Below are 22,539 nucleotides of genomic sequence, written 5' to 3'. Positions count from 1 at the left end.
GTTCCTCCTCTATGAGTCAAATCTAACTAGAACTTTTACTGAGTTGTCTTGTTTTTTATTTACAATTTCAAAGCCATGTGCTGCTTCTTCATAATGCAGAACATGTGAGATGATTTTTTCAACAGGAATCTTAGCTTCTTTAATAATTTCTAGCGCTTCCTCTGTATCTGGTCGGTTATATGTCATACAGCCTACGATTTCTTTTTCATTTTGCTGTAATTGTTCAATGTCCACTTCCTGTTGACCATGGAACATCGCAACGGTTACGACACGTCCACCTTTTTTCAATAGGTTTAGAGCTTGATTGATAATGCCTGGCACACCTGCTGTGATAAAGACTTTATCAAATGATCCTCCCATTCGTTCCTTTGTTTCCTCAATCCAATTTGGATTATCCATAATGTTGACCGTTTCTGTTACATCAAGTTCTTTGGCAACATCAAGTGAGTAATCAAGCACATCTGTGATAACAGTCTCTGTTACACCTTTTGCTTTCACTGCAGCAAGTGTTAACAGCCCAATTGGACCAGCACCAATAATCGCTACTCTATCGTTTGGTTTCACATCACCTTTGAATGCTGCGTGAACGCCAACTGCAAGTGGTTCTACGAGAACACCTTGGTCATAGCTCACACTATCAGGTAAGGAAATTACGAGATTTTCTGGTGACACAAAATATTCGGCCATTGTTCCTAACCAATCTCCCATGCCTGGTGCAAGTCGCTCATCTGAGTAATTCACATTACCCGTCATAACGCCTTCACTTTCTCCTGTACCTTTTTGTGGTTCTACGGTCACTCGATCGCCAACCTTAATGTTCTTTACCGCGTCCCCAATTTCTACTACTTCCCCAGCCACTTCATGGCCAATCACAACTGGAGGCTTTCTAAAAGGGTGTAGCCCTTTGTAGGTGTGGATATCAGAACCACAAATTCCTGCTGTCGCTACTTTAATGAGTACTTCATCACTTTTTATTGTTGGACGGTCAATGTCCTTGATTTCAATTTTCTCAGCGTCTTGAACAAATACTGCTTTCATATTGGCATCTCCTTCTTATTGAAATAACATGGATTTAGATTCTTGCAAGTGCTGTCGCATCAAGGTAACACTCTCTTCCTTATGAGCCTCTAGAGCGTTTACAATCGCAACGTGATCCTCATAGAACTTGCGAACCCTAGTAGGGTCCTTGCGCAAATGACGCAATGTAATACGAAGTAAATGATCATGGTAGTTTAATAGAATGCGCGTAATCTCTTTGTTTCCAGCTATTTCACTCAGGTCTACATGGAAATCATGATCCAATGAAGCAAAGCCTTTCACATCAAGTTCCTCTGCGGCTACCTTGGTTTGCTCTAAGTTCTCTCTCAAATCACCAAGTTGCTGCGGTGTAATTCGTTCATATAATGCATCACAGGTAAAGGTTTCTAATGCGATTCGTAGATTATAAATATCATTGATTCTTTCGATTGATAGATCATTAATCACGATTCCCTGCTTGGAGGATACGGTGACAAACCCCTCTGATTCTAGACGAACAAGTGCATTTTTTATCGGTGTCTTACTCATATCTAACTCTTGTATTAAGGTGCGTTCTGAAAGGAATTGTCCTGGTGGATATTCTTCTTCCAAGATTTTCTCCTTAATTGCTTGGTACGCTACATCTTTTAAAAGCATCGCGATCCCCTTTCTTCCCTTAATAGGTTTTCTTCGCTAAGAAGACATTTTCAAAGAATCCTTCTCCACCTAACTGTCCGCTCTTCAACGCAATTTCTAAATCGTCGAAACGCTCGTCCTCTGAATATGCGCGACATAAAGGAGCTCCTGGTGCAATGCCTTGAAGGACTTCTAGTCCATAAATGCCAAGCTGTGATGTAACAAATCCAGAAGTGTCACCACCAGAGATAACAACTCTCTTCAGTGGAGCACGCTCCATAATATATTTTGTCCAGCGTCCTAATTGTTGCCCAATATGGATTCCAATGTCTGAAATACCTTCTTGTGTAAGATGATCTCTTGTTGCTTTAATTGCTTCATCTTCCGTACCTTTTGCTGTATATAGAATCACTTTCTTCTTGGATTCTAGCAATTCAATGATGCGATTTAGGTAGCTTTCTGGGACATTCTCTTCCGTAAACAATTCATATGGCAGTTGTTCCATATGGAAGCCTGATTCCTCTGCATGTTCCAGCTGTCTTTTCGTAACTTCTGAAACACTTCCAGAAACAACGAGCATTTGGTCGATATCACGTGGTTGACGTTCCTTCGCTTTGCCCTCTACAATGTTATCTCTTTTCCACTTATTGCCGAGTGCATATTCAATGCCTGAGGACCCGATTAGAAATTGGGTTGTGGTTTCGCTTCTATCTTGCCAAACTTTATCAGCGAACCATCTCATCTCTTTTTCTTCTGCCGCATCATAGAGCACAATGTCTTCAGCATCGTCGGTAAATTCTGCTGGGTCTCTTTCCATATCTACCATGTTAATTGTTCCGATAGATTGCGTTGTCTGCTTTTGCAGATGAACCGCTAAATTCGCCTCATCCATTGGCGTTACGGGATGTTTGGACATAACGGGATGTTTATCCAGTCGATAAATGGACCCATGAAAATTAGCAAAATGATTGCCAAATACCGTATACCTTCCCAATGCTGGTGCAGCGACGAGCAATGGATAGGAGCCGCTTTCAAAGTAACGTCTAGCTAAATCAGCAGCATAACCGATACTCCCCACCTCCGGAGCAGAGTCAAAGGTTGAACAAACCTTGTAATGAACAAAATAAGGATTTATCTCTTTAAATTTTTTATAAACTGGTGTAAGTTCTTTTTCCATTTCTTCGTTATTTTTCGCACGTGCAGTCCCTGCAACCCCAATACATTGGGCATCAGAGAACCTTTCTAATAATTCTTCTGTTGGCGGTTCCAAAAAAAGAATTGTTCTAAGTCCGAAACTATCTAATGCTTCCATCGCGTCGGTGGATCCCGTGAAATCATCGCCATAGAAAGCAAGAAGTCTTCTATTTTGCATCTGTTTTTGCCTCCCACATGTAAAAGATCCAACATAGATCTAAGATGAATCTATGTTAACATAAGCGTTTTCAAAAAAGCAAGATCTTTTTTGCAAAGGCTTACTAGATTGTGAGAATGGGAGGGGGCTCTCATCTGATGTTCAGGGGCGCTCGGGCGATGTTGCAGCGCTGTTGGCCGATGTGGTCGCGCTCTCGGCCGATGTTCTGGTGCCCTCAGGCGATGTGTCGATGCTCTTGGCCGATGTTACTTCGCTCTCAGCCGATGTGTCGATGCCCTCAGGCGATGTCTCGATGCTCTTGGCCGATGTTACTTCGCTCTCAAGCGATGTTCACGCTCTCTCAGCCGATGTCTCGGCACAACTTGGTTAATTAACTCCGCGACTTACTCAACAAAAGTGTCCACTCGCTTTACAACGAGCTAAATTTCCTGTATTATAGTTCAGGTGTTTATTTACCTGGGTAAGTATTGAAGAGGGGTATGAAAATGAAGAATGTGGAAAACCGGGATATTATGCATGCTTTAAATCAACTGTCTCGTTATACGGTGAAAGAATTAAACGTACAGCTTAAAGATCATGATTTATATGCATCACAATGGGCCATAATCTACTGCCTGGATACGTTTGGGGCTATGACTCAAACGGAGATATGGAAGTATTTAAATACGGAAGCACCAACTGTCACACGGACCTTGGTTCGGATGGAAAAGAGTGGTTGGATTAGCAGGAAGCAAGGCCAAGACAAACGTGAGCGCATTATTGAACTCACTCCGATGGCAATAGAGCGGATCCCTACTGTCAAAAAATCGGTGGAAAGCTTTGACGAGGAAATGCTTTCAGCTTTATCACAGCAAGAGAAAAAACAATTATACATTCTGTTAGGTAAATTAAAATCAACAGGAGAGACATCAGAATGAAAAACCAATTAGAAAAGATATGGACGCGTAGTTTTATTAGTATTTTTATGACGCAATTTTTAGTGTTTGTAGTATTTTATACATTAATAACCACCCTTCCACTTTATGTAATCCAAGATATGGACGGAACGGAAGCACAAGGTGGCCTCGTGGTTACCTCTATTCTAATAGCCGCCATTGCTGTTAGACCTTTTTCGGCAGGCTTACTTGATCGAATAGGAAAGAAAAAGGGACTTGTTCTAAGTGTAAGTGTCTTTACGCTTACAACCTTTATCTATATCGGAATTGAATCCTTTGTTCCATTAATGATCTTACGCTTCATTCATGGTCTTTCCTTTGGAGTAATTACTACAGCTACAGGAGCGATTGCAGCTGATTTAATTCCACCAGCACGCAGGGGAGCAGGCTTAGGATATTTCGCAATGTCAATGAACCTGGCGGTAGTGGCTGGACCATTTATTGGGCTAAGTCTACTGCAATTTGTCAGCTTTAAAACATTATTTATTATCCTTAGCATATTTATGATTGCTGGTATTTTATCAACCCTTCTCGTTCATGTTAAAGAACCAGTAGGAGCAGAAACGACTGTAAAAAAAGGAAAGCTTTCTATTCACAGTTTAGTCGAACTAAAAGCTTTACCGATCGCCATTATTGCCAGTCTCATTTCCCTTGCATATGCTAGTATCCTTTCTTTTATTTCAGTATATGCGGAGTCAATAGGACTTGCAGCTGCAGCAAGCTTTTTCTTTCTCGTTTTTGCAGGAGTAATGTTACTTTCCAGACCTTCACTTGGTAGAGCCTTTGATAGCAGAGGAGCGCGTTTTGTTATCCTCCCATGCCTGCTTATCTTTGTGGCAGGGCTTGTGATGTTAAGTATTACGTCATCTGCCTGGATGCTCTTTGTCGCCGCAGCCTTAATTGGTCTTGGATATGGCACACTACTTCCAAGCTTCCAAACGATGGCAATTCAAACAGCAGAGCCAGCACGGAGTGGACACGCGACAGCGACCTTCTTTATGCTTTATGATGCTGGTATTGCACTTGGCTCATTTATTTGGGGGCTTGTCGTTTCAGGCTACGGTTACCAGAGCCTTTACCTAGTCTGTGCGGCCCTTGTCCTTGTTGTCATGGTATTGTTTAATATGTATTATAAAAAACAACAGAGACCACATGCATCTTAATTAGCATAAAAACGAAAAAACACAGTACAAAGTCACTGGCTTGTACTGTGTTTTTTGCTATTTAATTAAGAACTTGGCTCTACTTGAACCTTCCTTCGTTTTCTTCACTTCCAAAACAGCTGGGAAGATGGTTTTCAGCTCTTGAACATGCGAAATTACGCCAATCATTCGACCGGATTGCTGTAAGTCGACAAGTGTATCAATTGCTTTATTCAATGCTTCTTCATCCAGTGTCCCAAACCCTTCATCAATAAACATCGTTTTTATGGAGATATTACCTTGGAAGCTTTGGATAACATCTGACATGCCTAGCGCTAAACAGAGTGAGGCATTAAATTTCTCTCCACCAGACAATGTTTTGACATCCCTTGTCTGACCTGTGTATGCGTCATAGACATCAAGAGCAAGCCCGCTCTGCCGACCATGAGACTCTTGTCGGTCACTGCGCATTAAGAAAAATTGGCCATTTGATAAATGCTCCAGCCGCTGATTTGCTGCATCAATAATTTGTTCAAGGTACTCAATCTGTAAGTATCTTTCAAACGATATTTTACGATTATTCTGCCCACGAATGGCATCGTACAGGTCAGAGATAGTCCGGAGTTTTCTTTCAATATCTCCAGATTCTTCACTTGCTTTTACTATACTTTGATGTAAATCCTTCGCTTCTTGATGATAGTTTTTCGACTCTTGCCATGTTTTCAGGGTTACTTCATATGTTTCTTTCAACTCAGCCAGTTCAGATTCGATCGCCGACAGATCAGCTTTTTCCTTATCCTTTAACTCTGTTCTGAGTTCAGACACTTGCTCCCTTACGGTGGAGAGTGTTTGCTTAAACTGCTCTACGCTATTTTTCAGTTCATGAAACGCTTCTTCAGATAGCTTTGCATCCTGATAATCGGTCTCCGCGGAAAAACTTGCCTCTGCTAAAGCAGTAGTAAATTGTTTTTCCACTTCTTCTCTTTTGGCAGTCGTTTCTACACACTGTTGCTGCACATGGGTAAGCCGTTCTACTGCTTTTGCTTGCATTTCTTTTACTTCTTGCAGTCTTTTCTGGATGGTCTCCCAAGCATTTTCCAACATTTCTTGCTGCTTTTTCGCTTGTTGAATTTTTTGCTCAAGTTCTGTTAAGACCCGAACGTCTTCTGGAATGTTGTTAACTCTCTCTTGGTAAACTGCTTTTGACGTATCATAGGAGGATTTAATTTCTTGATATGCTTTTTCTTTTGCTTGTACTTTTTCTTCTAACTGCTTTGTTGTTACTTTTACCTGTTCATAACTTTGCTTTTGATCTGCTAGTTCTTTACGTGCTTTGTTTAGTTGCTCTACTTCCTGTTTAAGTGCAGTACCAGATTCAGTAAGCTTATCCTTTGTCTGTTCTGCATTTTCCAAGGAAACCGAATAGCTATTTAGCTCCTGCACCTTTTCCTCAACCTGTGTTTTTGCAGCCTGATAGTTTGCCGAAACTTCTCTATATTTACTATCAGCAGCATCATAGTCATGCTTGGCCTTTTCAAGTTGTTCCTTAGAAATCGCATCCGCTCTGCTAGTCGCTTTTTCCGGGTGTTCCACACTTCCACACACAGGACAAGCCTCTCCATCATGAAGGTGTTCCGCTAAAAGGGTTGCCTGGTTGCTAATCCAATTTTCCTCCAGCTTAAGATAGTGCTTTCTTTTTTCCTCTACTACCTGCTTTTGTTGCTTTATTTCTGCTTCCAATGTACGTAAATGCTCTCTTCGTTTCAGGTAATCCAATACGAGCTTAATCTGTTCCCGCATTTCACCTAATTGTTGCTGCTTGTCCGGCAGCTTTTCCACTTGCTGATCAAGTGTTTTAATCTTTTGCTCAAGCTGTTCTGCTTTATTTTTCTGTTCTTCAAGCTTTTCTTTCGCTTGCTGCCATTCTGCATAGGTGGCTTTCCCTTGTTGGTGTAAACGTTGAAGCTTCTGTTTCGCTGTATCCATTTCCTTCACAACTGGTAAAAAGTCATGCAGCTTATCCAATTCTTTTCGTATCGCTTCTCGCTCAGCTTTTTTATTTTCTTCTTTTTCATACGCAACTTGAACTTCTACTCTTTTCTCATCTATCTGTTTCTGATTTTGTTCTGCTTCCTTTCGAGCTGCTTGTTTTGCTGCCTCATCCCGACGCCATTCTTCCCGCTGCTTTTCATATGGGGCAAGACGCTGGGCTCGTTCTGCCTTTTCCAGCTGTACTTCTTTTTTCTCAAATTGTTCAGCCTGGTCTACTAATTCCTTTAATCGATTTTCTTTTTGTTCTAAGGCAGCAAAGCGATCATTCAATGCTTTAGAAAGATGGTATGTTGTTTGCTTTTGATTGTGTGATTTGTAAGCATGCTCATAGGCCGCTTTATCCTCCACAATTTTTGCCTCATAGTATTGCCGTTCTCCCTCGAGGCCATCTAGCACTTGCTTTGTATTCTGATATTCCGCCTCTAATAGGGGAAATAGGGTACTGCTATCTCGTTTCGGCAAACTTTTCCCTATTGCTGCAATGTATTGATCACGCACGCGAACGGCCTGCTTGTATGCATCGTCCATGGCAAGCCGCTTTTGTTTTATCTTCTCCGTAATATGCTTATAGGGTTCTGTTTTAAAAAGCCGACGCAGTATCTCTTCTTTGTTTTCCGTCTGGGAGGTTAATAGTTTACGAAATTCCCCTTGTGGTAGCATGACAATTTGCTTGAATTGATCCTGTGTCAATCCAATAAGTTCCTCTATCTTTTTGTCAATCTCGGAAACCATCTGCCTGTCCACAACCGGTATTTCATTGCCATTGGTTATTTCAAAGAACTCATAACGTTCCCCTGTCTTTGTCTTGTTTCCACTTTTTATATGCCCCAACTGGCGGAGCACCCGATAGGTTCGCTCATTTAAAGCAAACTCCAATTCAACTGCTGTATGGACATTGTCATCAGCAAAATCACTACGCAGCATCGCATTATTTTCTCTATCCTGACCACTTGCTGAACCATACAGGGCAAAACAGATGCCATCAAAAATGGTAGTCTTTCCTGCCCCGGTATTACCAGATATAACAAATAAACGATTTTCCTGTAGATCTGTAAAATTGATGACTTCTTTTTCTTTATACGGGCCAAACGCTGTCAGGGTTAATTTTAATGGTTTCAAATCGCTCGCTCCTTACCGCCTGCAAGGCAACTAATTCGTCACTGCATTCTTTACTCTTTGAGGGGATGCAGTTTCATTCTCTTCTTTTAATAATTCATCAAGTACTTCTTTAAAAAGCTCTTCAGCTTCCTCTGTCGCCTCATTGCCTTTTACTTCTTTATAAAAAGCGTGGAATAGTTCAATATCACTCATTTTTGTTCGTTCCATTGGCTCACTCGACGCTTCTGATTCCGGGGAGAACATATAATTTTTCCGTTCTACATGCATGGCATTTGGATAAACAGAGCGTACTTTTTCCATCGGTGAAAGAACGGCTGTTTCATCAGTCAAGCGAATGAACACATAATCTTCATTGATAGGATGCTCTAATAATTCATCAAGGGACGCTTCTACTGTACGAATATCTCGAAGTGGTAGAAGTTCTTTTTTCTCAAGAGAGACATCGCCCTTCTCGTCCATTTCCACAATAAAATAGCCCTTCTTGTGATTTTCTTCCGAGATCGAATACTTTAACGGAGACCCGGCATAACGAATTGTCTCCTTTGTTACATAATGTGCCTGATGCAAATGCCCCAGTGCGGTATAGTGAAAGCTGCTGAAATGTGTAGCATCTACATACTCCGATCCCCCAATGGATAATGGGCGTTCCGAGTCACTTGTATTCTCCTCTTCTTCGCCATATGGTGTCACAAAGGCATGGCCAACAAGTACATGACGTGCATTAGGATCCATTGTTGCTTTGATCTCTTCTGTAATTTTTTTAGCAGCATCGTTATGGGAACGGATCTCTTCATCCCCAAATTCATTGCGTACAACACTAGGATCACAGTACGGAACAAGATGAAAATGCACTTCCCCATGCTCATCATGAAGAATAATTGGCTCCATATCCTTTTTAAGATTCCCTGTAATATGGCAGCCGTTATCGCGCATGATTTTACTACCGAAATTCAAGCGTCCAGGACTGTCGTGGTTGCCCGCAATAGCCAGCACAGGTGTTTTGAGTTGTAGCACTATTTTATCTAATGTATCGTTGAGCAAATGAACAGCATCTGTTGGGGGGACTGCCCTGTCATATAAATCACCTGCAATAATAACGGCATCCGGTTTTTCCTCTTCAATTGCCTGAACAAATTGTTGCAGTATGTATGCTTGGTCCTCAGTCATATACACACCTTGCACTAGTTTTCCTAGGTGCCAGTCCGCTGTATGAAAAAATTTCATTATTGCTCCTCCTTTAATATCTACTCATTTTTTGACTTGTCGTAAGTGGGCTCATTATGCTTGGGGATAAGAGGAAGGAATGGTTTAGAAAATCGCATGTGTACGTTTTTCTATTTTGGAACTTCAACGTTTTTACTTCGGGGCATTGCTTCCTGACTAAAATTATTACGATCCAACGTAAAAAAGGGGGGATTGCACAAAGGCTTTATTGCAATCGTCAGCTATGCTGCTGTTTTAATTTATAAAGTGAAACTTCAATCAGTGGGGGTTTTCGTTCTTCCCACTGATTGTTAGTTGAACGAATCGGGGTGTTACGTCCGTTTACTACCATTTAAACATCACGGTTTCACTTCATGTTTTGAAGTGGGAGTCTTACGGACGGTTGCACCGGGATAAATTTCTTTCTCAAGGTGGAGCGTCTTGTCCGCCCAGAAGGCTGTCTCTACAAGAGGTGTGAAATTTTGTGTTATGTCTTCCTTTTGATTGGTAATAATTTCAACGAGATCCTGGTATGCCTGTGTAGTTTGCGAAGTCAGCAGCTCTATTTTTTCTTCTACCTTGTCAAGGCGACCTTCCACCGACACAAAACGTTCTTCCATTTGAACCAAGCGTTCTTCCACCTGCGCAAAGCGCTCTTCCATGTTGGCTTCTAATGCTACTATTTTTCTATTTGTCTCGACCTGATTATCAAGAATCTGCTGTAATATTTCGTTCGTCTCCAACTCATCACCTCCTCTATTTATTATAAAGTGAAACTTCAATCTGTGGGGGATTTTTTTCTACTTCCACTGATTGTTAGTTGAACCAATCGGGGTGTTAACGTCCGTTTACTACCACTTAAACATCACGGCTTCACTTAATGTTTTGAAGTGGAGTCTTACGGACGCTTGCACCGGGATAAATTAATTTTCATCCACACACTATATCTTCTATGAATTCTATAAAGTGGAACTTCGTTTGGTGTGAGGCTTATTGCCCGTGATGGCGAGGTAAGACTTCTAGTACTAACGTTAAGCTATTCTAGTAAAAATGTAAAATGAATAAAAGGCCATTTCGCCGTCCAATTTTATCCTTAAAATACAATTATCTATTTAAGAAAAATCATAAAATGAACTTGCCCAAACCCTAAAAAAATAAAAAGAACCATTCTGCCTATTTTATTTGTTGCCATTACCTAGCTCCGCGTACCTCTGAATACGACTTCCTCCTATTAAAAAAACAGAGAAAAGCCACACTTTAGCTTCTCTCTGTTTTTACGCAACAATATCCGCAACTATCTTTAACCAAGAAATTTCACACAAACGACTTCTGGCACATCAATTACTTCATCTGTCTGCGTTAATTTCCCTGTTGCTTCATCCCTTTTAAATAATACGATATTTCCACTATGTTGATTGGATGCAAGAAGAAATTTCCCCGTTGGATCTAACACGAAATCTCGTGGCCAATCTCCACCGGAAGGCTTTATTTCCACAAGGGAAAGTTCACCTGTCTCCTCATTGACAGCAAAAACGGCGATGCTGTTATGTCCTCTATTTCCGGAATAAACAAATTTACCATCGGAAGAAACGTGAATGGCACTCGCATCATTTGTCTCCGTGAAATCTTCTGGAATTGCTTTGATATATTGTTTTTCGGTAAAGCTTCCCGTTGCTGCATCATAGTCCAATACAACTACTTCCGAACGGAGCTCTGTAATTAAGTATGCTGTTTTGCCATTTGGATGGAAGGCAATATGACGTGGACCACTTCCCTCTTTGACTGTCAATGTGTTTACATGAACCAGTTCGTCCTTTTCTTGTTTATAGGTGACAAGCTTATCTGTCCCAAGGTCAGCCACTACAATATATTTCCCATCGGGTGTATAACCTGTAAAGTGCACATGCGGTTTTTCCTGGCGTTCGTGTGGGCCGCTTCCTTCGTGTTTTAAAAATTGTCCCTGTTCCACTTCATTATTGCTGCCAACCTGGTGTAGGCCGATATCCCCTTTATGATAGTTCCCTGTTACAAGCACACTTTCCTTCACATCTAGGTGGCATGGTGGCGCACCTTCCACAAGCTGCCCGTTAATGGAAGAAAGTTCTCCAGTTTGCTCTGTTAGTTCATAAGCATGTACACCACCCATCTTGCCATCCTGGGCAACAGCGTATAAATGCTTCTTATCTTCACTAATGGTTAAATATGTAGGACTGCCTACCTTTGCCGCAACTTCAGCTTTGCTTAATGTTTCCTTTTCCGTATCCAGTACAAACCGATAGATACCTTCGCTCGTCTTCCGTGTGTATGTTCCTGCATAACCGATAAATTTTGCTGTCATACGTATCTTCCTTTCCAAGTTTGTTAAGTGTGTATAGCTTAATTGTATCATGTTACCTTATAACTAACGAAAATATCGCTCGCTTTTTGTTATGATAGTGGTAGGAAGGTAATTGGAGGGATGGGAATGAATCGCATTGGAATTGATGCAGGAGGAACACTCATAAAAACGGCACGTCGTATGAACGGAGAAATGGGCACACGTACTTTTCAATCTGAGCAAATAGCCGAATGTCTAAGCTGGCTTGAAGGGCTTGATGGCGAATCGGAGTTTTTCATTACTGGAGGAAAAGGTGCACACATCCAATCCAACCTATCAGGACAGTCTCAGCAAATAGATGAATTCACAGCAACTGTAAATGGTACGCGTTATTTAATAGAAGAAGAAGGTCATGAAGTAAGCAATTATATTGTGGTAAGCATTGGTACAGGAACGTCGTTTTACCATGTAACTCCCCATTCTTTTCAACGTTTGTTCGGGAGTGGAATTGGGGGCGGAACATTAATCGGTCTTGGCTCACTCCTTTCCAACAAGGAGACAGATTTTGCGTCACTCGTGTCTTCTGCTGAACAAGGTGATGAGCAAGAAAGCGACCTTTTAATACGGGATATCTATGCTCCAAGTTCCGCTCCTCTCAGGGGAGATCTCACTGCAGCTAACTTTGGGAAGGCACATCTTAATCAAGAAGCGACCTCACATGACCATATGGCAAGCTTAGTACGGTTGCTTGCAGAGACAATCCTTCTCCTGTCCATTCAAGCAGCACAGGCTCATCATACCAAGTCCCTTGTTTTCATTGGAAGTACACTGGAGGAAAACCCACCTTTAAAACGGCGACTAAAGATGTTTGAAGAAAGCTTTGATTATCAAGCCATATTTTTGGAAAAGGGCGCTCATGCTGGGGCAATCGGGGCGATGCTAGGGTAAGCAGGCCCCGTTCCCAACGTGGAAAAGTTCTTAAAAAACACAGTAAAAAGCCATGGACTTGTAAAAACGTTACATGGCTTTTTTTCTTCTAAAAATCAATCCAACACTAATGCCAAGGACCCTTTTAAACCAGCTTGGGAACCAAGACCAGGCAAGGAAATATAGTCCTCGATATTGTCGGTGATTTGAGGTTTTTTAATATATCCATTCAAAAGCTCCAGTGTTTGCTTTTGGATCTGTTCTAACAACCCTGGGTGCTGTGACACTCCCCCGCCAAATATAATTTTTTCCGGAGAATATGTAACAATAGCATTTACAGCTGCCTGCGCTAAATAATAGCCTTCCAGCTCCCATGCACGCTCGTCAGTCAATTCTGTCCCAGCAACTCCCCATCTTGTCTTTAAGGCAGTGCCTGAGGCAAGTCCCTCGAGACAATCCTTGTGGTACGGGCAGCAACCAGAAAAATCATCCATTTCATGGCGCTTTATAAACATATGGCCAGCCTCTGGATGCATTAAGCCATGCAAGAGCTTCCCATTGAGAAACACCCCAGCACCAATGCCTGTCCCTACAGTAAAATAAACACAGGATTCTTTTCCTTTTGCGGCGCCCCATTTAATTTCTCCAAGCGCTGCTGCATTCACATCTGTATCTACCACGATTGGCATACCAGCCGGAAAATGCTCTTCAAGATGCTTTAATAATGGGTAGTGCTTCCAGATCGTTTTCGGCGTTTCTAAAAGTGATCCATAATCAGGCTGAGTCTTATTCACTTGAATAGGCCCAAATGAACCAATTCCCAGTCGTTCAATTTCTTTCCCTTTAAAAAAGTCCACGACGTCCTTCAATGTTTCCTTAGGTCCTCTTGTTGGGATACTTATCTGTTCTAGTATTTCTCCCTGTTCAGTACCAACTCCGCAAATGAATTTGGTGCCCCCTGCTTCAATTGCTCCGACTAACATCTTACCACTCCCCCTATGTAACCGTTCTCTATTTCATTATATAAGGGTTAGGATAATAAAGTAAAACTTCAAACAGTGGGGGTTTCTTCCCTCACTGTTTGTTAATTGAACGAATCGGGGTGTTAGCGTCCGTTTCTCCCACTAAAAACTTAACTGTCTCACTTCATGTTTTGAAGTGGGAGTCTTACGGACGGTTGCTCTGGGAGAAATATAGCATTTATTCTGAAGAACGCTTTGACTGGGGCAAATGTCCTTCCTATAAGCAATCGACATCAAACGACAATTCTTGAATATTCAGTCTATGTTTGGTTTAATATAACACATACTTATAAAGAGAGGTGGTGACACTTGAGCAAGTCTTGATAGAAAGAAACTGAAAAAAATTTTGAGGGGATTAACTTACATGACTTGGTATTTAAGCTATATTGTAATCTATTTTATTTTAATGTTTTCTATGGGGGTTTATTATTTCTTTAAGGTAAAAACCTATGATGACTATCTAATTGGCGGTTGGAACACCGGATTTTGGCCAATAGTCGGAACCATTATAAGCACATGGTGTGGCGCGGCAGTTTTTATTGGTTGGGTAGGCATGGGCTTTACCGTAGGACTATCCGGCTTCTTCAAATTTGCACTTCCAGGAATTTTATTCTGCTTGTTACTAATTGTTGCTTTTGCCGGACCTTTAAGACGGCAACGCCTCTATACATTGGCTGATTTATTTGGCGAGCGTTTCGGCGGTAAATCAGGCATTATCCCATCTATTCTTTCAGCATTTATTTATTCCGTTCCAACACTTGCCCTGCAAATGGTTGGGATGTCCACGATTTTTAATATTACGCTTGGAGTGGAGCTAAATACAGGGATCGCGATTTCCTTCGTCTTAATCGTTTGCTTTACCATATTAGGCGGCTTACCTGCGACGATTATTACAGATGCTCTGCAATCTGTCATTGTGATCATCGGGATCATCGTACTTGCTGTATCCAGTGTTATGTATGCTGGAGGCTTTCAAGAGATCCTTGCTAACACACCAATTGATTATATTTCACCATTAGGTGCAGAAGGCTTAGGTAGTGTCCTGCTTTACGCTTTATCTGTAGGCCCGTTTTATCTCGTTTGGCAATCTACCTGGCAACGAATTTTTGCTTCGAAAAGTGAAAAAGTCGCAAAAAAAGCTGGCATTACAGGGTTTGTCATTGCAGGGGCAATCTCAATTCTCCCTTATTCAATCGGCGTCATTGCGCGTCAATACGTGCCAACCGACATGGATGCAGACCTGATCTTTTCCTATGTAACAGCGGAACTGCTGCCACCTGCAGTTGGCGGAATTGTATTTATCGGATTAATGGCTGCCTTAATGACTGGGGCCACATCCTTTATTTTACAAGGAAGCTCTAACTTAACAAGAGATTTATTCCAGCGGCTGATTAAACCAAATGCCACGAATAAACAGCTGATGCTTTCGGCAAGGCTTTCCGTTGTCATTATTTCAATTCTCGGTATGGTAGCAGCATATTTTGTCACAAATATTGAAACGGCCTATCAATGGGCATTAAGGCTCTCCGCGACCGTGCTTGTATTCCCATTCCTTGCCGTCATGTTCTGGAAAAAAGTGACCAAGCATGGAATGATTTGGAGTATGATTCTCGCTATAATTGCAACATTAAGCTGGCCCTATCTTAACCTGGCTATCGACCATACTATATTCGGCTTTGCTGTCTCAATCCTAACATTAGTTATCGTGAGCTTGCTTACAAATCATGATAAAAGCGAGCAAGTTCGCGCTGTTTATTGGGAAGACCTTGATTCAGCAACAGCCACACCAGAGACAACAAAGGAATCCACAACATAAAGTGAAACTTCAAACAGTGGGGGTTTTTGTTCTTCCCCCATTGTTTGTTAGTTGAACGAATCGGGGTGTTAGCGTCCGTTTACTCCCACTATAAACTTCACGGTTCCACTTCATATTTTGAAGTGGGAGTCTTACGGACGGTTGCTCCGGGATAAAGTGAAACTTCATTTGGTGGGAGGTTCCCTACCTCCCTACCTTAGTTGAACGAATCAGACCTTTACTGGCAGTTGATCCCCACTTATAATGTTTGATGCTTCCCATATTCTTGAAGTGGGGTTTTACTGCTAGTTTAGGCGGATAAAGGAGAACATAATCATGACGATTGATTTAGTAATTAAAAATGCAACAATCCTCACAATGGATGAAAATTTTTCACGTGCTGGTTCACTAACTGTAAAAGATGGACGAGTATATCAGGTTTGGGAAACTGCTGAGCCGCCAGAAGCGTTTCTAACAACTATTGACCCAAGTCAGGTCATTGACTTGAAGGGAAAAACAGTTGTCCCTGGCTTCATTGACACGCACAGTCACCTGCTTATGTATTCGCAATTTCGGGATCAGGCTAATTGCAGCTCTCCATTAAACCAAAGCATTGGGGACATTTTAAAAAAGTTAAAGGCTCAGCTGGAAAAAGTGAATGACGGTGAATGGGTGCTAGGCTGGGGGTATGATAACACGTTACTAAAGGAAAACCGACATCCTACTCGCAAAGAATTAGATCAAGTTTCCACAGAAGTACCAATTTTTATCCGTCATACGTCGGTTCACTTTGCTGTAGCTAACTCGAAGGCTTTAGAGCTAGCAGGTCTTACGGATGATACAACGAATCCAAAGGGCGGACACTTTGGAAAAGACGAAAATGGAAAGTTAGACGGCGTGCTCTATGAGCTGCCTGCCCTGGAACCAGTCCAGGCGGCAATCCCTACCCCATCAATTTCTGATATGGCTGACTTGCTTGGTGAAGGTGCTAAAGACTATTTGGCAGAAGGAATAACGACCTGTTCTGATGCCGGCGTTGGGCTCGACCTTGGGATAGCTGAATATGAGGCACATCTAAAAGCAGTTAAAGAAACCAAGCATCCATTGCGCATGCGATTAATGGTTTTACATCATTTACTAAGTGGCGTGTTTAAGGACAAAAATGCAGAAACACTTAATAGAGAAATCCAAGCTGCAACGGTAGGGCGCGCGGTATTAGATAGTGCGAAGCTGTTCCAGGATGGGTCTATTCAAGGATTTACTGCTGCTTTACGTGAGCCGTATTACACGAAACCAGAGGAATACGGGGAGTTGTTGCGTGACCAAAAAGAGTTCGAGGAAGAACTACTTGATTTACACAACCGTGGTTTCCGACTGACAATACACGGCAATGGAGACAAGGCAATTGAATCCATATTGGATGCCTATTCGTTTGTATTAAATAAGAATCCACGTGCCCATCATCTACATCGAATTGAGCATTTGCAAACAGCTTTACCCACTGATTTGGACAGAATGAAGGAAATGGATGTGGCAGGATCATTCTTTATTAATCATGTTTATTACTGGGCAGATCGCCATAAAAAATATTTTCTCGGGCCAGAGCGAACAGCTCGGATAAATCCACTTGCCGATGCTTCAGAACGAGATATTTTGTACACCCTGCATTCGGATTGTCCGATTACACCTATCTCCCCTCTGTTTTCCATTTGGGCAGCCGTAAACCGCCAAACAATGGACGGAGAAATCCTCGGAGAAGATCAGTGTATTAGTGTGGAAAAAGCTTTACAAACCATGACAATTGATGGAGCGAAGCTAAATGCAGATGAAGCAAATTCAGGTAGCCTGGAAGCAGGGAAACTTGCCGACTTTGCTATCCTAGATCAAGATCCAACCGCAGTTGATAAGATGGCAATAAAAGATATTACAGTCTTGGAAACCTATATTGGTGGCGAACGAGTTTTCCATAAAGAAGGATAACGGGCTAAAACGAGAAGCCTCCGCTGCCTATGCGGAGGTTTTTCTATGTGTGAAAATTTGCTTTTGAAGCTCCCTCAATACATCGCTTCTTTTAGCTTCATCATCCGCCTATAATGTATTGGACAAATCCCATACTTTTTCCACATTTATGCCATTCACGTTCCTACTATTTTGCCTATAGTAAGACCACACGCATTAAGTGAAACTTCAATCAGTGGGGGGCTGTTCTTTACCCACTGATTGTTAGTTGAACGAATCGGGGTGTTAGCGTTCGTTACTCCCACTTAAACTTCACTGTTTCAATTGATGATTTGAAGTGAAAGTGGGAGTCTTACAGACGGTTACTCCGGGATAAAGTGAAACTTCATTTGGTCGGAGTCTCCTCCCTGACTCCCCACCAAATGTTAGTTAAACGAATCGGACCTTTATTAGCAGTTGATCCCCTCTTAAAGTTAGAGGTCTTACAGTCAGTAAAGGCGAGATAAATCAGCGAAAGATGGTGAAAAGAATGGAATTACTAAGCTTTCAAGGACTTTGTCATATCGTTGGAATCCCACAGCAAACAGGGGAACATTGGATGAAGGAGTTCTCGATGTATATTCCAAAAACTCAACAGGACGACACAATCTACTTCCTTACTGAAGCAATTGACGTGATGCGTTTTATTAAAAAGTGTAAATATCAGAATATGGGAACGACAACCATCACAAAACAGCTTGCAGGGAGAAGTTTTCCAATGCGTGTAGACAATCCACAAACCGATGTTTATATAGAATGGGAACAAAAAACCACCCACGATACTGCTAATATTGCAGCATTTATGCGCAATATCGGGACAACCATATCGCATGTGGCAGCACATGAGCATATGCTGCAGAAATTGGTAGAGAAACAGGATGCTTATGAAGAGCATTATATTAAAATCAAAGATCAGCAAATGGAAATTGCTCAACTTAAAGAAGAAATCGGCATGCTACAGAAACAAATTACACAGACGGAAGATTATAAAACAAAAAAACAATATATGGCAAACCTTTTTAAATAAAATGGAACTTCATTTGGGGAGGGAATTCCCCTCCCCCCTACCAATTGTTAGGTGAACGAATCGAACCATTACTGCAGTTGGTCCCCACTAGCCTGATTACCTCTCGCATTCTTGAAATGGGGAATTACTGCCAGTTAAGGCGGGACAAACAGATTTCTTGATTAACTTCATCATAGAGGCGTAAGCTTTATATGAGATCAAAAATTTATGTATCCGTTACATCAACAGAGACAAATCCGCCTTTGTCATGTAACAAATGTGATAGGAGTGGGAAATTATGCAATTTAAAGATAAAGTCGTACTTATTACAGGCGCTGCCGGTGGAATTGGAATCGCAGCAGCGAAAGCATTTCAAAAAGAAGGAGCAAAACTTGCACTTGTGGACTTGAAGAAAGAAGCACTAGAAGAAGCTGTAAACTCTCTTGAAGACTCTAACGTCCTTCTACTTGAAGCAAACGTATCAAAAGAAGAAGATGTAAAAAATTATGTAGAAAAAACAAAAGCACATTTTGGCCAAATTGATGTATTTATCAATAATGCCGGGATTAATGGAGCTTTTGGAAATCTTACAGAACAAACAGCAGATAACTTTAATGCTGTATTTGGTGTAAATGTGATGGGTGCCTTCTTTGGCTTGAAATATGTGCTGGACATAATGAAAGAGCAAAAAGCTGGTGCTGTTGTAAATACTGCATCAAATGGTGGCCTACTTGGAGCACCTGGCATGGGGGCATATGCTGCTTCTAAACATGCAGTTATCGGTTTGAATAAAACTGCTGCATTAGAAATGGCAGAATACGGTGTTCGCGTTAATGCTGTAGCTCCTTCTGGTGTCGATACAGCAATGATGAAATCTATTGAAACCAATGCAATGGGGGAAAACACCGAGGAAGCCAGAAAACAATTTGAAGCTTCTGTACCAATGAATCGATATGCAACAGCTGAAGAAATTGCAGACTTAATGGTCTTTCTATCCTCTGATAAAGCATCCTTTATTAGCGGTTCTTATTACAGAATTGATGGCGCACAAGGTGCGACATCTGTATAACTTACACAAGATTTCAACCCCCAGTAGTTTTTAACTGCTGGGGGTTTCTCATGAGTTTTCTCACACTACTGGTTTTTATGGCGTTTCCTATTTTATTTTAATTTCCTGGAGGTCGATTTCGCTTATATTTATTATCATTTTTCATATCATTAATTTCTTCCTTGCTCTTGTTCTTCGTTTTTGTTTTTCCTTTTGCCATCGATAATCCCTCCTTATTCTTTCCTTATAGTTTTAACTAAATATAAAAATTGATGTAGTTTGTATATGTTTTTAAGTATCGTATTTAGAATAAACTACTTTAAAGGTAACCCAGCTATATCATCTTCAGATTAGTGAAAAGAAAGAGCTCATTTATATTAAATAGTAGTCCCAGGCTGCATTTATAACTTAAATTCTATCTAGCTGAAACCCTCTTGGAAATTTATGCTAATATTAAATTATAAATTAGTGAAAAAAGGGTGGCGTCTATGACTAAGGCAGATGCAGGTATTTTGGGAATGTTTGTGGTAGCAATCACCACAGGAGTTTGTGCACAAAGTATAGCTTATTTTTTGAATGACTATATCTTTAAATCATATCCGATTTACTAATTAACCGGCACAACGATAATAAGTCTACTCCTATATTTAAGTAGCTTTGTTTTCACTTACATCCAGTTTAAAAAACAGAGAATTGTAAAGGATCGAATGGAAACTTATTTTGTTATATTCGGCATCCTTGGATTATTGACATATAGCTGGGCTTTATTCGTTTTGGCTATGTGGTGGGGATAACTCACACATTGCAACTTTACCTAATTGTTATGCCTCTTCAGATAGTTCTCGCGTCGCTTCCACTTGGCGTTGCGTCACTTCAGATAATTCCTGCGTCTCTCGGACCTAATGCTGCGCCACCTGGACTATCTCCTCCCGCTAAACCTCTAAATAGCGACAAACTCTGGCAAAATTGGTAAAATGAATACCATTATATAATGATTAGAAGGTGCTCGCATGGAAAATGTTGTGTTAATCAGTATGGTCGTTATCCTTGTCGTTGGTATTTTTTCACAATGGCTTGCTTGGCGGATACAATGGCCATCGATTGTAATTATGTCGATAGCCGGCTTATTGCTCGGTCCAATCTTTGGTTTATTCAACCCCCAGGAGGCTTTAGGGGAACTATACAGCCCGCTAATATCACTGGCTGTAGCCATTGTTCTTTTTGAGGGTAGCTCAACGCTTGATGTTAGAGAAATAAAAGGGGTATCAAAATCTGTATTCCGTATTGTTACAATAGGAGCATTTATCGCTTGGATTGCTGGTGCAATGGCGGCTCATTACATAGCAGGTCTCAGTTTGGAAATTTCGTTTATCATTGGTGGATTATTCGTTGTTACAGGTCCAACTGTTATTATCCCACTATTACGAAACGCTAAGCTAAGTCCACGAATTGCTGCCGTTTTTAAATGGGAAGGTATTATTGTCGACCCATTCGGCCCATTACTTGCCCTATTTGCTTATGAAGTAATTAAAGTCATTAACACGGATGGCCTGCATGCAGACTATTTGCTTACATTCTTTTTAAGTGCCTTTATCGCGATTCTATTAGGACTGGGAATTGGCTTGTTGGTTAGTATTATGGTAAGCAAAGGAGTTTTCCCTGAATATCTTAAGTCACCAATTATTTTAGCCTTTGTGTTACTTTGCTTTACCGTAGCTGAAGTGATTATGCATGAAACGGGAATGCTTGCTGTAACCGTTATGGGATTGACCATGGCACGCACCAAGAGGTATGTTTCGTCCATTGGCAATGTGAATCATTTTGTGGAGAACATATCGGTGCTTTTGACCTCCACGATCTTCATTTTACTAACAGCTTCTCTATCACGTGAAACCATTGCGGAGATCTTCACATGGCCTATTATTGGGTTTGTTCTAGTCATGCTGTTTCTCGTTCGTCCGTTATCAATTTGGCTCTCCACCATGGGCACAGAGTTAACGAAACAGGAGAAAACACTGATTGGTTGGGTGGCTCCTCGAGGGGTGGTCGCACTGACCGTCTCCGGATATTTCGCTGCCATATTGTTAGAGGATGGGCATGAAGGTGCAGCCTTATTAACGACGTTAACTTTTGCACTTGTTTTCATTACGGTATGTGCCCATGGATTTACGTTACGTCCCTTAGCCAAAACACTTGGCCTGGCCAACGATGCACCGCCCGGAATCCTTATCGTGGGAGCGAGTAGCTTTTCCGTTGCCTTTGCCAAATATATTAAAGATCTTGGTATCCCTGTCCTAATCAGTGACTCCTCCATTGGGAGGCTACAGGCTGCTGTAAATAAAGAAATTCCGATTTACCATGGTCAGCTCTTAGCGGAACACACTCAATATGATGTGGACCTCACCCCATATGACACAATCTTGGCAATGACGGGTGATATGGCCTATAACGCGCTTGTCAGTCAAACCTACGCGCCGGAGTTTGGTTATAACAATACATTTTCCCTACCAGCTGGTGGCGGATTCGGTAAAAAGGAAGAAATTAATGTATCGCATAAAGCCCATCTACTGTTTGAAGAGGATGCCATTTTCACTGAATTAAACCGCAAAATAAACACAGAATATGAGATAAAACCAATTTTGATGAATGACAATAGTAAACTGGACAAGGATGCACTTCCTGAAGATACAACTCCACTTTTTGTTCAAAAGGAAAACAAGACGATTCAGCTCGTTACCTTACGTAAGAAAATCAACCTAGCTGACGGAGAACAGCTTGTTGTATTGAAAAGAAAAGATAACTAGAGTAACGCCCATTGCTTCATTGCAATCGGGCGTTTTTTCATATGGATATTTAAGTAAAATACGAACGTTTGATAAAAATAAATAAATAAAATTCGGTATTGACTCGATTTTTGTCGAATGCTAAGATAAAAACATACTTTAGAACG

The 22,539-nt window shown here is 41.3% G+C and carries 17 protein-coding genes; 9 read left to right on the top strand and 8 right to left on the bottom strand.

What is annotated here, in order from left to right; all coding sequences use genetic code 11:
* Window positions 1–9 precede the first annotated feature (9 nt).
* The 3 genes from AC6CHS_RS10230 to AC6CHS_RS10220 are packed head-to-tail and all read right to left on the bottom strand — an operon-like array spanning window position 10 to window position 3,025.
* Window positions 10–1,038, bottom strand: coding sequence for a zinc-dependent alcohol dehydrogenase (locus AC6CHS_RS10230; protein ID WP_498235907.1), 1,029 nt, complete (start codon window positions 1,036–1,038; stop codon window positions 10–12).
* Between the two features lie 15 nt (window positions 1,039–1,053).
* Complete coding sequence (locus tag AC6CHS_RS10225; RefSeq protein ID WP_498235906.1) at window positions 1,054–1,674, bottom strand: GntR family transcriptional regulator; 621 nt, start codon at window positions 1,672–1,674, stop codon at window positions 1,054–1,056.
* Between the two features lie 19 nt (window positions 1,675–1,693).
* On the bottom strand, window positions 1,694–3,025 hold the full coding sequence (locus tag AC6CHS_RS10220) for a four-carbon acid sugar kinase family protein (RefSeq protein ID WP_498235905.1): 1,332 nt from the start codon (window positions 3,023–3,025) through the stop codon (window positions 1,694–1,696).
* Between the two features lie 485 nt (window positions 3,026–3,510).
* Here AC6CHS_RS10220 and AC6CHS_RS10215 point away from each other — a divergent pair, with 485 nt between their 5' ends.
* Together AC6CHS_RS10215 and AC6CHS_RS10210 are read left to right on the top strand one after the other, a co-directional pair.
* Complete coding sequence (locus tag AC6CHS_RS10215; protein ID WP_498235904.1) at window positions 3,511–3,942, top strand: MarR family winged helix-turn-helix transcriptional regulator; 432 nt, start codon at window positions 3,511–3,513, stop codon at window positions 3,940–3,942.
* Window positions 3,939–5,123 (top strand): MFS transporter, encoded by a 1,185-nt coding sequence (locus AC6CHS_RS10210; RefSeq protein WP_498235903.1) that lies wholly within the window; start codon window positions 3,939–3,941, stop codon window positions 5,121–5,123. Before AC6CHS_RS10215 ends, AC6CHS_RS10210 begins: the two co-directional genes overlap by 4 nt.
* A gap of 57 nt (window positions 5,124–5,180) precedes the next feature.
* Here the strand turns inward: AC6CHS_RS10210 and AC6CHS_RS10205 are convergent, their stop codons facing one another.
* From AC6CHS_RS10205 to AC6CHS_RS10190, 4 genes are all read right to left on the bottom strand, one after another.
* Window positions 5,181–8,273 carry an AAA family ATPase gene (locus AC6CHS_RS10205; RefSeq protein WP_498235902.1) on the bottom strand — a complete coding sequence of 1,031 codons (3,093 nt, stop codon included), beginning with the start codon at window positions 8,271–8,273 and terminating at the stop codon, window positions 5,181–5,183.
* Window positions 8,274–8,303: 30 nt separating this feature from the next.
* A complete protein-coding gene (locus tag AC6CHS_RS10200) occupies window positions 8,304–9,497 on the bottom strand; it encodes an exonuclease SbcCD subunit D (protein ID WP_498235901.1) in 1,194 nt (397 codons plus the stop codon).
* Between the two features lie 338 nt (window positions 9,498–9,835).
* Complete coding sequence (locus AC6CHS_RS10195; protein ID WP_498235900.1) at window positions 9,836–10,219, bottom strand: hypothetical protein; 384 nt, start codon at window positions 10,217–10,219, stop codon at window positions 9,836–9,838.
* Window positions 10,220–10,776: 557 nt separating this feature from the next.
* Window positions 10,777–11,814, bottom strand: a complete 1,038-nt coding sequence (locus AC6CHS_RS10190; protein WP_498235899.1) for a lactonase family protein — start codon at window positions 11,812–11,814, stop codon at window positions 10,777–10,779.
* Window positions 11,815–11,940: 126 nt separating this feature from the next.
* Between AC6CHS_RS10190 and coaW the strand changes: the two genes are divergently transcribed.
* Window positions 11,941–12,741: a type II pantothenate kinase gene (gene coaW, locus AC6CHS_RS10185; protein ID WP_498235898.1), complete on the top strand. Its 801-nt coding sequence runs from the start codon at window positions 11,941–11,943 to the stop codon at window positions 12,739–12,741.
* Window positions 12,742–12,836: 95 nt separating this feature from the next.
* On the opposite strand, the gene AC6CHS_RS10180 is transcribed toward coaW, so the two are convergent.
* The gene (locus AC6CHS_RS10180; RefSeq protein ID WP_498235897.1) at window positions 12,837–13,703 is read right to left on the bottom strand and encodes an ROK family protein; all 867 of its coding nucleotides are present in this window, start codon (window positions 13,701–13,703) and stop codon (window positions 12,837–12,839) included.
* Between the two features lie 403 nt (window positions 13,704–14,106).
* On the opposite strand from AC6CHS_RS10180, the gene AC6CHS_RS10175 reads away from it, so the two are divergent.
* From AC6CHS_RS10175 to AC6CHS_RS10150, 6 genes are all read left to right on the top strand, one after another.
* Window positions 14,107–15,558: a sodium:solute symporter family protein gene (locus AC6CHS_RS10175; RefSeq protein ID WP_498235896.1), complete on the top strand. Its 1,452-nt coding sequence runs from the start codon at window positions 14,107–14,109 to the stop codon at window positions 15,556–15,558.
* A 315-nt stretch (window positions 15,559–15,873) separates the two neighbouring features.
* Window positions 15,874–17,517 carry an amidohydrolase gene (locus AC6CHS_RS10170; RefSeq protein WP_498235895.1) on the top strand — a complete coding sequence of 548 codons (1,644 nt, stop codon included), beginning with the start codon at window positions 15,874–15,876 and terminating at the stop codon, window positions 17,515–17,517.
* A 508-nt stretch (window positions 17,518–18,025) separates the two neighbouring features.
* Entirely contained in the window at window positions 18,026–18,562 is a 537-nt protein-coding gene (locus tag AC6CHS_RS10165; RefSeq protein WP_498235894.1) for a MerR family transcriptional regulator, read from the top strand.
* A 277-nt stretch (window positions 18,563–18,839) separates the two neighbouring features.
* The gene (locus AC6CHS_RS10160; RefSeq protein ID WP_498235893.1) at window positions 18,840–19,610 is read left to right on the top strand and encodes an SDR family NAD(P)-dependent oxidoreductase; all 771 of its coding nucleotides are present in this window, start codon (window positions 18,840–18,842) and stop codon (window positions 19,608–19,610) included.
* A 467-nt stretch (window positions 19,611–20,077) separates the two neighbouring features.
* Window positions 20,078–20,200, top strand: coding sequence for a hypothetical protein (locus AC6CHS_RS10155; RefSeq protein WP_498235892.1), 123 nt, complete (start codon window positions 20,078–20,080; stop codon window positions 20,198–20,200).
* A 399-nt stretch (window positions 20,201–20,599) separates the two neighbouring features.
* On the top strand, window positions 20,600–22,393 hold the full coding sequence (locus AC6CHS_RS10150) for a cation:proton antiporter (RefSeq protein ID WP_498235891.1): 1,794 nt from the start codon (window positions 20,600–20,602) through the stop codon (window positions 22,391–22,393).
* Window positions 22,394–22,539: the final 146 nt, after the last annotated feature.

Source organism: Oceanobacillus sp. GQ8 (genome assembly GCF_059758495.1).
Note: the sequence above shows the minus strand (reverse complement) of the source record. Positions and strands in the feature narration are given on the sequence as shown.

Coding starts and splice junctions, on each gene's coding strand:
- AC6CHS_RS10230 (WP_498235907.1), bottom strand. CDS start 1,038: ATGAAAGCAGTATTTGTTCAAGACGCTGAGAAAATTGAAATCAAGGAC.
- AC6CHS_RS10225 (WP_498235906.1), bottom strand. CDS start 1,674: ATGCTTTTAAAAGATGTAGCGTACCAAGCAATTAAGGAGAAAATCTTG.
- AC6CHS_RS10220 (WP_498235905.1), bottom strand. CDS start 3,025: ATGCAAAATAGAAGACTTCTTGCTTTCTATGGCGATGATTTCACGGGA.
- AC6CHS_RS10215 (WP_498235904.1), top strand. CDS start 3,511: ATGAAGAATGTGGAAAACCGGGATATTATGCATGCTTTAAATCAACTG.
- AC6CHS_RS10210 (WP_498235903.1), top strand. CDS start 3,939: ATGAAAAACCAATTAGAAAAGATATGGACGCGTAGTTTTATTAGTATT.
- AC6CHS_RS10200 (WP_498235901.1), bottom strand. CDS start 9,497: ATGAAATTTTTTCATACAGCGGACTGGCACCTAGGAAAACTAGTGCAA.
- AC6CHS_RS10190 (WP_498235899.1), bottom strand. CDS start 11,814: ATGACAGCAAAATTTATCGGTTATGCAGGAACATACACACGGAAGACG.
- coaW (WP_498235898.1), top strand. CDS start 11,941: ATGAATCGCATTGGAATTGATGCAGGAGGAACACTCATAAAAACGGCA.
- AC6CHS_RS10180 (WP_498235897.1), bottom strand. CDS start 13,703: ATGTTAGTCGGAGCAATTGAAGCAGGGGGCACCAAATTCATTTGCGGA.
- AC6CHS_RS10175 (WP_498235896.1), top strand. CDS start 14,107: ATGACTTGGTATTTAAGCTATATTGTAATCTATTTTATTTTAATGTTT.
- AC6CHS_RS10170 (WP_498235895.1), top strand. CDS start 15,874: ATGACGATTGATTTAGTAATTAAAAATGCAACAATCCTCACAATGGAT.
- AC6CHS_RS10165 (WP_498235894.1), top strand. CDS start 18,026: ATGGAATTACTAAGCTTTCAAGGACTTTGTCATATCGTTGGAATCCCA.
- AC6CHS_RS10160 (WP_498235893.1), top strand. CDS start 18,840: ATGCAATTTAAAGATAAAGTCGTACTTATTACAGGCGCTGCCGGTGGA.
- AC6CHS_RS10155 (WP_498235892.1), top strand. CDS start 20,078: ATGACTAAGGCAGATGCAGGTATTTTGGGAATGTTTGTGGTAGCAATC.
- AC6CHS_RS10150 (WP_498235891.1), top strand. CDS start 20,600: ATGGAAAATGTTGTGTTAATCAGTATGGTCGTTATCCTTGTCGTTGGT.